Origin of the sequence: Mesonia ostreae (assembly GCF_031845265.1) — a bacterium.
In the GTDB taxonomy this organism is placed as follows: domain Bacteria; phylum Bacteroidota; class Bacteroidia; order Flavobacteriales; family Flavobacteriaceae; genus Mesonia; species Mesonia ostreae.
Genome location: NZ_JAVRBG010000013.1, coordinates 26,249 through 39,808 on the forward strand (window position 1 = coordinate 26,249; position 13,560 = coordinate 39,808).

General features: G+C 35.1%; 9 protein-coding genes. 5 read left to right on the forward strand and 4 right to left on the reverse strand.

Annotated elements, in window-relative coordinates:
• Positions 1 to 110 precede the first annotated feature (110 nt).
• Both RLT85_RS12235 and RLT85_RS12240 read left to right on the forward strand, forming a co-directional pair.
• Positions 111 to 953, forward strand: coding sequence for a M28 family peptidase (locus RLT85_RS12235; protein ID WP_311402336.1), 843 nt, complete (start codon positions 111 to 113; stop codon positions 951 to 953).
• A gap of 184 nt (positions 954 to 1,137) precedes the next feature.
• Positions 1,138 to 2,355, forward strand: a complete 1,218-nt coding sequence (locus tag RLT85_RS12240) for a serine hydrolase domain-containing protein (RefSeq protein ID WP_311402337.1) — start codon at positions 1,138 to 1,140, stop codon at positions 2,353 to 2,355.
• 78 nt (positions 2,356 to 2,433) lie between these two features.
• On the opposite strand, the gene RLT85_RS12245 is transcribed toward RLT85_RS12240, so the two are convergent.
• The gene (locus tag RLT85_RS12245) at positions 2,434 to 4,143 is read right to left on the reverse strand and encodes a potassium channel family protein (RefSeq protein ID WP_311402338.1); all 1,710 of its coding nucleotides are present in this window, start codon (positions 4,141 to 4,143) and stop codon (positions 2,434 to 2,436) included.
• A gap of 308 nt (positions 4,144 to 4,451) precedes the next feature.
• Positions 4,452 to 8,948: an AAA family ATPase gene (locus RLT85_RS12250; protein ID WP_311402339.1), complete on the reverse strand. Its 4,497-nt coding sequence runs from the start codon at positions 8,946 to 8,948 to the stop codon at positions 4,452 to 4,454.
• Between the two features lie 359 nt (positions 8,949 to 9,307).
• Between RLT85_RS12250 and RLT85_RS15100 the strand changes: the two genes are divergently transcribed.
• Complete coding sequence (locus RLT85_RS15100; protein WP_375712355.1) at positions 9,308 to 9,634, forward strand: DUF6804 family protein; 327 nt, start codon at positions 9,308 to 9,310, stop codon at positions 9,632 to 9,634.
• A 316-nt stretch (positions 9,635 to 9,950) separates the two neighbouring features.
• Here the strand turns inward: RLT85_RS15100 and RLT85_RS12255 are convergent, their stop codons facing one another.
• Entirely contained in the window at positions 9,951 to 10,868 is a 918-nt protein-coding gene (locus RLT85_RS12255) for a helix-turn-helix transcriptional regulator (RefSeq protein WP_311402340.1), read from the reverse strand.
• A 164-nt stretch (positions 10,869 to 11,032) separates the two neighbouring features.
• Here RLT85_RS12255 and RLT85_RS12260 point away from each other — a divergent pair, with 164 nt between their 5' ends.
• A complete protein-coding gene (locus RLT85_RS12260) occupies positions 11,033 to 12,079 on the forward strand; it encodes a hypothetical protein (protein ID WP_311402341.1) in 1,047 nt (348 codons plus the stop codon).
• A gap of 94 nt (positions 12,080 to 12,173) precedes the next feature.
• Positions 12,174 to 12,803: a hypothetical protein gene (locus tag RLT85_RS12265; protein WP_311402342.1), complete on the forward strand. Its 630-nt coding sequence runs from the start codon at positions 12,174 to 12,176 to the stop codon at positions 12,801 to 12,803.
• Positions 12,804 to 12,896: 93 nt separating this feature from the next.
• Here RLT85_RS12265 and RLT85_RS12270 read toward each other — a convergent pair whose 3' ends face one another.
• On the reverse strand, positions 12,897 to 13,412 hold the full coding sequence (locus RLT85_RS12270) for a DUF4494 domain-containing protein (RefSeq protein WP_311402343.1): 516 nt from the start codon (positions 13,410 to 13,412) through the stop codon (positions 12,897 to 12,899).
• Positions 13,413 to 13,560: the final 148 nt, after the last annotated feature.

Consider the following 13,560-nt stretch of genomic DNA (forward strand, 5'->3'; position numbering starts at 1 on the left):
CTAGTGCAATTCATTATTTTTTTTACATTATATACGTACTGCAAAAAAATTTAACTTAAAAACGAAAGATTAATTGGTACGAGTTAGATTTTTATAAGAAAAGAAACAGGATGGAAGCAAATAAGGAAAATTTGTATCGGCATGTGAAATTTTTAACCTCCATTTATCCTTACCGTAACTATAAGAATTTGGAAAGTCTTCATCAAGCAGCGAATTTTATTGAAGCAGAGTTGAAGAAAACGGGTTTGCTCACAACCCGACAAGAATGGGAAGCTGATGAAAATACCTATGAAAATATTATTGCTTCTTACCAGCCAGAGAAAACAAAACGCTTTATCATAGGAGCCCATTACGATGTGTATAAGGAACAGCCTGGGGCAGATGATAATGCCAGTAGTGTTGCCGGATTGATAGAAATGGCAAGGATGCTAACTGAGAACAAGTTAAAATTAAATTACGGAATTGACTTTGTTTCTTTTTGCTTGGAAGAACCCCCATTTTTTAAAAAGAAAGAAATGGGAAGTTATATTCATGCGAAATCTATTTACAATAAGAACAAAGAATATATGGGTATGATTGCGCTAGAGATGATTGGTTACTACCACGAAAAAGAGAACTCTGCTGAAAATACCACATCTAATAAAGGCTACTTAATTGTTTCTGGCATTAAGAAATATGATGAATTTAATAAGAAAATCTCTCATTTGTTGAAGGCTAACGGAGGAATTGATTCTCGACGTTTATCTTATGCCAATAATTACCGAAATAATGGACCTTCTGATCACCGTAATTATTGGCAATTGAACGTTCCTGCAGCAATGGTAATAGGAACTGGTGGTCATGGAAATCCAAATTATCACAAAGTTACAGATACCATTCATACTTTAAATTTCGAAATAATGACCCAAGCTGTAAATAGTCTAGCCTACGCAGTATTTAATTTTCTGAAATAAAGTAGCAAATAAAATTATAATCTCGCACATATAGGATTAACGATATTAAAGGAATTAGTATAAAAGATCTTTTTTATAAAGAATATTTACACTTGGGAGAGATTGCAAGTGTTAAGGATTCCTTGATAGCTCAACGGAAAGAGTTCACTATCTTTGCGCCATACCATCATCAAAAAATGTCTATATGATTCTTAAGAAAAATGTTTTATTCTTTTTATGGATAGTTATTTCCGCTTTAAGCGTAAAAGCTCAAGATTGTTTATCTGCAACAAAAGGCGAAGGTGAAAAAGAACGTCAACTCATTGCTGGTAAAATTATGGGGCAGAAGCTGGAAAGTCTTCTTTTTTGGTCGCAAGAGGAGAAAGAAAGGCGCTTCCCAATGATGCAGGATATTTTTCCTAGTATTTCAGTTTCTACTGGAAATCAGTTGTCAAAACTTGAAAAATCCGAAAGTATTATTCCTCTGTGGCAAGATAATACAACGGTATCTTCTTATATGGATAAGAACCATATCCAAGGAATTATAGTGTTAAAAGACAATGAAATAAGGTTGGAGAAATATGCAGATGGGGTAGATCAAAAAACTGTTTGGACGTCGTTTTCTATGGCAAAATCTGTTTCTTCGATGCTGTTGGGTGTCGCCTTAAAAGAGGGCGCTATTGAAAGTTTAGACGATGTTTTACAAAAATATATTCCAGAGCTAAAAGGTTACGATTACGGAAAAGTGACCGTACGCCAATTGTTAACCATGACTTCTGGAATTGATTGGAACGAAGATTATGAGGATCCAAAATCTGATGTAGCCCAAATGTACCAGAATGCTTGTGAAAATAACGAGTCTCATATTTTAACGTATATGAAGCCATTAAAATTTGCACACGAACCTGGTACCCATTGGAATTACAGTACTGGAGAAACCGATTTGGTAGGAATTTTAATTCAAAAGGCGACTGGAAAAAATTTAGCGGAATATCTATCTGAAAAAATTTGGAAGCCTTACGGAATGGAACATTGCGCTTATTGGTTAGCCGATGAATGCAGTAATTTGAATATGGGAGGAAGTGGTCTTTCGGCTAGTTTAAGAGATTATGCACGGCTTGGAATGCTTATGTTGAACAAGGGTGAACGTGGAGAAAAAAATCTTTTTTCTGAAACCTATTTAGAAAATGCCACTTCACTTTTACACGAAACTAACGATCAAGGTGGCGGATACGGTTATCTGTGGTGGCGTTTTAATAACGGAAGCTACGCTGCAGTAGGAATTTTTGGACAGATGCTGTATGTAGATCCACAAAAAGATCTCGTAATTGTGCAATTAGCCGCTTGGCCTAAAGCTTCTTCAAAAAATCTTGTCAAAGAACGACTTGCTTTTATCGAAGCCGTTCGGCGTGTAATCGATTAAAGAAATAATATTAGATTCGTATCTCTTTTTCTGAAACGGAAGTAATTCGATTTAGTCAATTTTATAATCTAGAAATGCTTATCCATCGGTTTTGACATATATTTCATTGAATTTCTGTTTCATTTCAATGGTTCCCAGCATCACTATTTCAGCACCATATGGGAGCAAGCTATCTGCAGATAGTAAAGTTACCACTTTAGCATTCTCTTTTATGGCAATAACCGAAAGGCCTGTTTTACCACCTATACCAGATTCAGCAAGAGATTTTCCCTCTATTGATGATGGTATGGGAATAATAAACAAAGTAATACCTTCCCCAAGCACGGTTAGTTCTTGATTTTTAGAAATAGATAAAACCGCTTCAGCTCCAAGTGTGGCATAACTCAATACAAAATTAGCTCCTGCTTTATGAATGATATCAATATTTCTAGCTTCGGAAATTCGACTTACTATTCTCAGCTCTCTATTTAATTGTCGGCAGTAAGAGGCGAGATAAATGTTCATCGTATCGTCGTGCGTAGAAAGCAATACAGAAGGAGCTTCGAGGATCCCAGCTCTTTTCAACAGTTCGTAATCAGAAGCATCACCAGCAAATACTTGGTTGCAAAAAGGACTTACTTTTTTGCATACCTCAGGATCTTTCTCCACTACGTTTACCAAAACTCCGTTTTTGTGCAAAGATTCTGCGGCTGCTAATCCTACTCGGCCTCCTCCAATTAAAAGCACTGGATTAGGGTTTACGTTGTAATCATCAAAGAGGTTGTCTACATTGTAAAGTTGTTCTTTATTCCCTATAATGACTAGAACGCTATCGTGCGTTAGTTTTTCATTACCGGTGATAGGTTCTAATTTACCTCGATTCCAAATTCCTACAATACTAACTCCAAATTTTTGTCTTAAGTCTGTCTCCCGAATCATTTTAGAAACCAATGGTGTATTGTGAACAGGCAGTTCTGCGATCAACAAATCTTCATATTGCCCTATAGACTGCGACTTTGCATATTGTGCATTAACTCTGTTGGCTAGTTGTTCACCCAACCATTTTTTTAAAGGCAAGACGTGATCAGCACCGCTTAATTGCTGTACATCTACAGATTCTATATCGGTCGCTATGGCAACAATGGGAATCGTAGGAGATATTTCCCTTATGGTGAGAATAATTTTGGTATTTATAATGTCATTTCTATTGACCAAAATTAGTTTTGCCTCTTTAATTCTAGCAAGATTAAAGGTATTCTCATTGTCTAATTCTCCAAATAGTACAGATACTTGATCATCGTGGTATTCAAGAGCTTTATCCATATCATTCTCGATAAGATAATAGGGAATGTTTTCTTGTTTCAATCGCTCTGTAAGATCTTTCGCTATAACATCATACGAACATAACAAAATATGATCTTTTGTTTTGGCAGGAACTTCGCGAGGAACCTTATTTTTCTTTTTTGATTCTAATAGTGGCACATAAAAATGTCTAATAAAGGCAAACGGCAAAACGATGAGCAACATAAAAATACCAGAAAGCAAAACTATTATGCTGAATAATCTGCCAAGATCTGAATGAAAGGTAATGTCTCCAAAACCAAGCGTACTCATAACCGTAAGCGTCCAGTAGAAACCTGTAACCCAAGAATGGTTTTGACCTTCAAGTCCCATTATAAAATGGAAAAGAATAGAATAAACGACAATGACAATTCCTAAAAGAGCCAAAAATTTAAGCAAGACCTTAGAGTTTCTTTTAAAATCTTTGTCGGCCATATAATAGGCTAATTGACTTCCAACAAATTTCATAAGCTAGATTATTAAATAGCAACTTGCAATTTCGTGATTTTAAACTCTTATTTGAAACAAATTACAGCATGTTTTCAAAAGATTACATCCAAAGCGCTTTTTTGGTAACTAATACCTTCAATTTCAACTTTAACTCTTGGTTCTAGACACACTGAATTTTTCCGTTAGCACTACAAAATTCAGCAATCGAGCTGACACAAGCTATAAACTTTCAGGTTGCAAGATTTTTTTTGAATTTTTGAAAAATTCCTAAGAATAATAATATCAAGAAGTCCTGTTTCCAAAAACCTTGTTTTTCAAAATATGCACTACTCTAAAACCAGTCCAACGCCAATTTTTTGCAATAAATACGGGTTATGATCAATAACCAAGACATCGTTTTTCCTGCTTATTTTTTTTAGAATGGTAAATAGTAAATCAATATCAGCATAATGCAATCCAGTACTAGGTTCATCTAATATGTAAAGCGCATCTTTAGTTTGATCTTGCAACCAATTCAGCAATAATAAACGTTGCTTCTCACCCGAAGAAAGAGTCTGCACTGGTTGATCTAAACTAAGATGTGCCAACCCAATTTCTTCTAACTGATTTAAAAACGCAAGAGTGTTAGTAGAGATTTTGCTCATTTCTAACCATTTTTTGACGCCTGTGATCGTCAAAGAGAGTACCTCAGCAATATTTTTTGACCGCACTTTGTAATTTAAAATCTGCGGTTGATAACGTTGCCCTTTACATACTTCACATTTTTCAATCACATTGGCAGCTACATCCAAGCTGGTTTCCAAATAGCCTTTCCCTTTGCAGTTTGAGCACTGGCTACTTTTGGTTTTATAGGAAAAGTCCTTGGCTTTCAAGGTGGTTTCAGAGGCAAAGATTTTGCTGATGTCTTTTAATAAATTCAAATAAGCTACTAATAAAGTAGTTGCGTGGGATCGTAATAGTTTAGGCTCAAAATAATGGACTTCTGAATAGTTCTTCGGAAAAATGATGCGCTCGCAGTTCACAGGCTCATCTGTTTCAATACTCGGCATTAAGATGTCTTTCACTAAGGTAGTTTTTCCTATTCCTGATTTACCAGTTAGGGCGGTGATTCCGCCAACAGGCACTTCTAATGCATCTTTTATTAACGAATGTTTGTTCAGTTTCCGAATACTAATATGTTCTTTAGTAGCTTCAAGTTTAACCGTTTGGGTTGCTGCTTTCAGAAATGGATGACAATCGGCTTGTTGTAAAAAATCCTTTGGACTGCCTTGATACGTTATGTAACCTCCCAATTTACCAGCTCGTGGCCCCAGCTGAACCAATTGGTCACCTGCCATAATAATCTCTTTATTGTGTTCAATCACGATGACCGTATTCCCTTTTTCAATAAGTTCTTTGAGAATATGAATCAAGTCTGGAATATTGTCTTGCGATAAGCCAGCAGAAGGTTCGTCTAACAAATAGGTAATGCCTTTAAGTGGACTATTCAATTGTTTGATGAGTTCCACGCGTTGATTTTCTCCTCCAGAAAGTGTAGCCGATTTTCGGTTGAGTTGTAGATGATCTATGTGCAGTTGTTTCGCTCTTTTAATTGTATTCATCAAATGAGGTTGAATTTTAGCTAAGAATTTTTTCTCGATGACTTCTTGATGATTAGTAGCAGAAAGCCAGTTCTCTAAGACTTTAAAATTCATTGACTTTATTTGCTGAATTGATTTGCCTGCTATTTCAAATGTTAAGCGTTCGGGTTTTAATCCGCTACCATAACAATGGCTGCATTCGCTATACGAAAAGAGGGTGGTGAGTTGTTTTATATTTTTATTTTTCCGAGTTTTAAAATATTCGTCTTGTAAGTAATGAAAGAGACCTTCCCACTTCATACTCAAGGCTTGCGTTCCTTCCCTTGTTTTTGTTTTGTACAACCAAGTAGTTTTCCATACTTTTTCGCCAGTTCCTTGCAGTAAAATTTCTTTTTGTAGGTCGCTTAATTCCTTAAAAGGAGTTTTTAGCGTGAATCCGTATTCTCCTGCTACTTTTTGTAAAACCGCCATATGTTTGCCTGCTGGATCTCCATAATAACCCACAGCTTTGTTGTGCGCAAATAGTCCGCTGGCGATGCTTTTATTTTCATCCAATACAAGTTTATTGAGATCTGGGAGGAGTTCTTGGCCAAGACCTTCGCAAACGGCACATTTTCCCAATTCGTGCGTATTAGAAAAATGACTGGCCGATAATTCTACTCCTTCATATTGCGCCTTTCTCGAAAAGGCGAAGCGCAAGATTTTATCAATCCCTGTTTGCTTGGCAATATCTGTGCGTTGGGAATAATTTTTTTCTTTACGGGTGACGCAAATAGTGGGAGTTAATCCCTCAATATGATCTACTTCAAACTGAAAATTAATTCCCACTCTAGATTGCTGATAACTTGAAAACTGCTTGGTCATTTCTTGTAACCCGAAACCGTGTAGCGTATCAATCACCAACGAAGATTTCCCACAACCTGAAATACCAGTAACCACCGTTAATTGATGTTTGGGTAAGTTTAAATTGAGGTCCTTGAGCGCGTGCGTGCGTGCGCCTTGGATGGAAATAAGATCGCGTTGTTGTGTTATTTCTTCTTTAAGATTAATCGAGGGATATTCCTTCGCATTATTGATAAATGTATCGCAAGAAGATTGAAAAAGCTCGTGACTTTCAATACAAATGATTCCTGCCGTTTGTTGCTTTAATTGCTGCAAAGCTTCTAGCAGCTGTTTTACATTTTGCTGATGCAAGCCTATACTGGGTTCCTCCAGAAGCAGAAGTGTTTTTATCGATTTTTTTGCGAAGTGCTTAGTGAGTTTAATGCGCTGTGCTTCTCCTCCCGATAGGGTGTTTGAAGGCTGTCCCAATTTAATATATCCCAGTCCCAATTGCAGCATTAGAGAAAGTATTTCTTTAATTTTCTTTTCTTCGGAAAAGAAATTATAGGCTTCTTCTATGCTAAGCGCATAAATTTCTGCAACATTTTTATTGTTCCATGTGACTTGCAGTACTTCTGGCTTAAAACGTTTACCATTACACCTAGGACAAACCTGATTGATTGTACCTAGCGCACTCATAGATAAAGTGATAACTCCAGCGCCTTCACAGGTTTCACACCTACCGGTTTTATTGTTAAAAGAAAATGCACTTTTCTTTAATCGTAAAGCTTTCGCTTCAGGTGATTTTGCGAGTAAGTTTCGTATTCTATTTGCTAAGCCCACATAGGTTGATGGATTGCTTCGAGGCGTTTTTCCTATAGGTTGATCGCTAACAGCGAGGAGCGTCAATCCTTTCTTTTCGCAAAAACTGCTGATGTTTTTGAGTAATTGAGGCGTCTTTCTATTCACCACAGTCAACTCCTTTACTCTTAGCTGAAAGTCTTCCGCAGAGAATTTTTTAGGCTGATTTTTAAGTATATTGTGACTCTTATCTGCTCTAAGCGCGGCCAAAGTTGGGCTGTTTAGATCTTTTTCATTTAGAAAATCATCAATTTTTCCGTTAAAAACCACTTCGCCACCATGGATTCCCGCTTCTGGACCTAGCTCTACAATCCAATCTGCAGCCTGAATAAAATTTAAATCATGTTCTACAACCATCACCGTATTCCCTCTACGCAGGAGTCGGTTGAGAATATGTAGTAAATACTTTTGATAGCCTGCAGACAAACCAATGGAAGGTTCGTCAAATACGTATAAAATACCTTGCAATTTACTATTTACCTGATTGATGAGTTTGATACGTTGTCCATCCCCAGATGAAATTTCCATACTTGGGGTGCTTAGTTGGTATTTGTCCATTCCCAGCTGAATTAAGTCGAACAATTTGGTGCAGGTTTTATCTACCAATACTCCTTCACCGGCCTTCAATTCTAGAGATTTTAGCCGATTGTATAAATCGTTTAAGGAAAGTTCCATCCATCCTTGAAAATTCATGCCTTTCCAATTGTATTTTAAATGTTCTGCTTTAATGCGTCCGCCTTTGCAACTCGGACAAACTTTGGAGCTGGCAAATTTTAGGATATTCGGGTTTCTATCTCGCCTTAAAATATCCTGCATTATGGGAAGCATTCCTTTATAAAATCCCTCTTCCCTAGGTTTTGCTTTAATTCCTTTCCAGCGAAGTCTGGATTCTAAACCGTGTTTTCCGTAAAATACTTTAAGACGATCACTTCCATTTAAAACCACATTTTTTTGTTCTTCTGTAAGGGTTTTCCAAGGAATATCAACAGAAAATCCGTGGGCCTTGCACACCTTATTTAATTCTTCTACGGTTATCTGGGAATAGACGATATATCCATTAGGCAGGGTAGTGGTGATTGCGCCTTCTCGAAGGGTTTTATTTTCATCCCCAATTAATTTGTTGAGGTCAATATATTCTGCTTCTCCAATGCCGCGACATACTTCACAAGCTCCTCGCGGATGATTAAATGAAAACAGAGACTTACTCATGATTTCATCAGCAGAATAGCGCGCAAATAGAATTCTGAAGATAGCTGTTAATTCTGAAAGTGTACCAAATGTAGTTTTGATAGACTGAAAACGTTTCGATTGCTCTATTTTGATTACGGGTGGGAGATCTTGTATATCATCCACTTCCGCAGTTGGGATTAATTGCGCATTTTGTTGATTGTATGCGGGAAGGTTTTCTAAAAAATAACGGTAGCCTTCGTTGGCGATGACATCCAGGGCTAGAGAAGATTTTCCAGAACCCGATAAGCCCGTCAACACAATTAATTGATTTTCGGGAATATGTAAATCAATGTTTTTAAGATTATTTTGATGGGCGTTACGAATATGCATATAGAAAAATCTGTTAAAAAATAAATATAGGGAGATTATCCTGGTTTGAAATACATTTATTCAAAACTATATTTTCGCTTTTATTCCTAAAATTAGTTTGGTCTTGTAAGATTTAAATTGTGCAAAACTTAACTTATTGCTTTCCAGGCTTATTGATTGTTATCCGTTTTTTATGTGTTTTCTATAGAAGTAACATGGGGTTTATAGTATTTATCGCTTATTTAAAGAAGAAATGTTTAACCTTTCACGAAACTACTAATTTTTGCTAAATAAAATCCTTACACCGTCACGTTTTGGCGAAGCTGTATTTTTTTTTTGTATTAAAATAGTCTTTAATCCTTTAAAGCCGCTTTATAAAAATGAGAAAAATAGCTCAAATTTCCTTGATTGTTTTGATGTTGCTTAGTTTGGTGACGGTGGATCAGCATCGGCACCTATTGCACTTATTAAGTATATTTGGTTTTTTAGTACTGACTTTTGAAGCCATATGCGAAGAAAACAAAACAAAATTACTTTTTTTTATATGTTTAACGGTACTTTTTATTCCTTGGCTTCAAATAACTGTATGCATTTTATTTTGGAACGTGGTTTATATATTGTTATTCATTTATTTTTCTGTACTACAGCTAAATACGCTCAAAAAAAGGAGAAATACAAGAGATAAAAATGAAGATTGCACCACATAGCATGAGTTGGTTCATAGATTATTTACTCAAGAACAAAGTTTGGTGAAATTCCTACGGTATCTTTTAATCTGTTTAATGATTTGGATCCCTAGTTTTATATTGCTAACATTGGTAAGTACTATGATTATTCTGGTTATGCTTTAGAAAACTTAGAGGTATCTAATTATAATAAAAATGAAGTAAGAATTGGATTTATCGCTCCGCTTTGGTTGTTGTAAGCCTATTCTAATCAATAATTCGCTTCGGAAAGTATTTTTGACTGTTGTTAAATCATTTTTTTTAATCAATATTTAAAATTTACATTTTCAGGTTAGAGTTAGCGGTACATGTGATACATCTCATCAATATGTTCTTTTACTTTATCACGAAACCATTTTGGTTCAAGTACCTCTACCATATTTCCTAATTTTAAAATTTGCATTTCAAATTCATAATTTGGCTTTAAGTGATAAGTAACTTTTCCCCAGTCGGTATCAGTTCCATCAATGCAAATTTGAGATTTGTGTATGGGCAAACTGCGTAAGTATTTCAGCTGATTGTTGTGTGCCTTAATCACAATTTCCTCCGCTTCTTCGTTTTGAGATTCCGAATAATTTAAACCAACCACTTGATCATACTGCTTTAATTGCTCTTTAAAATCCTCAATTTTTTTAGACGTTGATTTTTTTATTTTTAGTGCCGAGAGTCTATCAATTCCAAAATTTCTAATATAGTTTTCACCTTCAGCTACAGCAATCAAATACCAACGATTGGCATATTCTTTAATGCATAATGGAGAAACCGTATACTCTTTTTTGGTTTCGCCATAGTAATTTTCTTTTATAAAGGATAGCTGGTGATGTATGGAAATGGCATGAATTATAGTCTCAAAATGTTCTACTTCTGTAAAAGAAGAACTATCTTCTGGAAGCACCCATTTTTGAAAGGATTTATAATCTTTGATTCCGTTTTCGTAAATTTCTGCCATCGCGGCAAATTTGGTAAACTTAAAAAACTGATTTAAAGCATCTTCATTTTCTTCTAGGGAATAGCCGCGAGAATGATAGTTATAATTAATTACAATGCCGTAATCTAACTCTAGTACTTTTTTATCGCGTTCAAAAGTCCGCTCAGCAATATCTAAATCATAATCCTGAAGCAAGCGTTCTAAAAGTTCTTTTTTTGTAATTTCTGGATGTGATTCAATCAATTTAGCAATATCAGTTAAACGTTTGAGAACTTTATAGGTAGCCATAGAAAAGTATTTACATCAAAAATAGAAGAACAGAAGTCTTAAACAAGCAGTTTTAGGCAAATTCAGAAGAAAAATTTCAAATAATTTTCTAGTCCGACTTTGTGTGGCAGAGTGAGTAATGATGTTTGTACTTGATTATAAACTTCATTAAAAAAAATCCTGCTATGACCAATCATTTTTTACTTCAAGATCAATTTGCCAGCTGGTTGGCATTAAGAAAAGAGAAGCTTTGCATGGAGCCGCATTTTTATACTGCTCAAATAGCTAAGCTTAGTGAAATTCCGCTTTTTGTATCTGCGGAAAGAAATTTATTGGAAATCTTGGAAATTGAGGTGTTATGTAATAATCCTGAAGGTGTTGAAGAGGCTTTATTAAAAACACTAAATAAGATGAAACAAATAAAATTTAAAACCGACTCAAGTATAAACCCTAAAAGATTAGATGCACTGCGCTTGGGCTTGTTAAAGTACAGGTTATTTCTTCATGACTTTATGATGGTTCGAAATATTAATTACCACGATAGGAATAGCAGTTTTAATGATTTATCTGAGGTAAAATGTATAAATCTAGATGCGTTTTTTAAAGAAAACATCAACTATTTAATACCCATTTACCATGATAATTATGTGCATTGTAAATCTAAAATAGATGAAGTATGGCAAGAACTTTTAGCTACCAATACTTGGGAAGGAAAAGAAGCTGGTAACAAACAATCAAGAAAAAATGGAGTTCTAGAAAGCATCCTTGTCAAAACTCAAGCAGAAAAACAGTTAGAAGTTTTAGATGGGGGAGATACCTTGATTATGTTCTCAATTTTACTACACGTGCTTATACAATTTTCTAATGCAGAAAAAGATCTCAAAATTTACGGAATACAACTAAAATCAATATCTCAAAAGTTTAGCATAGAAACCAGGCTAAACGAGCAACGGATATTTACCACATTGCTCCATAGTGAAATAGATAAAGAAGCCAAAACTCCTAAGCAAATATGTAAGGAAATCTCATATGAGTATTCAGAACCAGGTATATATAATGGGTATCATTTTTTACAAACTACGTTTCGGTTTGTACAATTAATTCAAGAGTGCAAAATCCCACAATCGGAAAATCACATTCCAAATATAGATGTTTTTATAAGTAAAGTTTTAAAAAACACTTACATCAAAAGAAAACAACTAATGCCTGAAAATAGGGATAAACTTATTTGAATGAGAGCAATCTCTTATTGAAAAATTTGATGGAGTGGTTGTAGAATTTTTTGAATGAATAGTTGTAATCCCAAATTTAAAAAATAGAGTTTAAATGAAAACAAACATCCACTATCTTGTAGAAGCCAAGTATTGGCGAAGAGAAGTCCCCAATATTCATGACAAATTTTCGGTGGGATTACCTACTGAAGCAGATATAGCCGAAACACATACTAAATTTGAGCATGCTTCTCCGATTGTAGCTAGAGGGGCTGCTTTTAATCATTATTCCAGCATTTTGGATGTTTTGTATGATGGCCTAGAAAAACAACGCACGACCGATGCTCAAGCTCGCATAGATTTACAAAAGTATCTAGATTCTGGGAATGCGTTAGAACTTGGAAATACCACTAAATTTAAAACCTCTCCAGATTTTGATAAGGGTATTGAGATTTATTTGGTGATGGAGAATCTATTAAAAAAGACGGAAGAAAAGTTTCTAATTCACGGCATTCGCTACCTCGATTATCCAGAGCGATTAGATGGAGGAGTAGAAGAATCTCTTCAAGGTCTTATAAAGGAATACACGTCTTATCAGCAAAATGGATATGAAATAAAGAATAATACAGAAGCTTTAAATTTAGAAGATGTTGGTGGTGAAAAAGTAACTATTATCAAAACACCTTTCAACTGGCAAAAACTGGTTTTAGATTATAAAGGCTACGATTTGTGTGATGTTTGGTGAAAGTTTCTTAAGATTTAATTTCAAGGCTTAAAACCAAAACACCTCTCTAAATTTATTTAGAGAGGTGTTTTGGTTTTCTATAAGATCTAAGTTTTAAAGAACTTCTGTTTCTTTTGTAACTTTTTCTTCTGTTTCAGCCTTTTCTATGACATTAAACTTTTCTAATTGCTCTTCTTCCCCTGTAAAATAAGGGAAAACGTCTAGAATTGGAGATTCTGTAATCGAAGGAATTGTATAATCTCCCATAGTTTCTGCCATTGCCGTGGTAGTGTTTTCAAATGCCTCTTTTACGTCATTGGCTTGCACTAGCAGATAAATATTGGTCTTTCTCTCCTTTCCACTTTCTTCATCCAAAGCTACTAAAGAAACCTTTGCTTTAAACCATCGGTCGGAGTTTTCGAAGGGATGCACTTCTGAAAAATTAGCGACCTTAATGTTCATAATTCTAAACTCTTCACTCGTGTAAGCTTTTATCTCTTCGCTAATTCTAGCTTCAGCTTCTGTGTAAGAAACCGCATCCAAAAGATAGGTGTCTGTAGTTATTTTTTGCTCGCCTGTGTCGTGAGTTTTTTTGTATTTCACCTTACATTCATACCAAATTGCGCTCATATCTATTTTTTTAGGATGTCAAAAATAGAATTTATAATATACCTGCTCTTCGAAATGCAGAATAGATATTCACAATTTTTATTTCTTCGTTTGCCAAATCTTTTCTTATTTTTTTTAGCTGAAATTATACTAGAATTAACTACGGAAA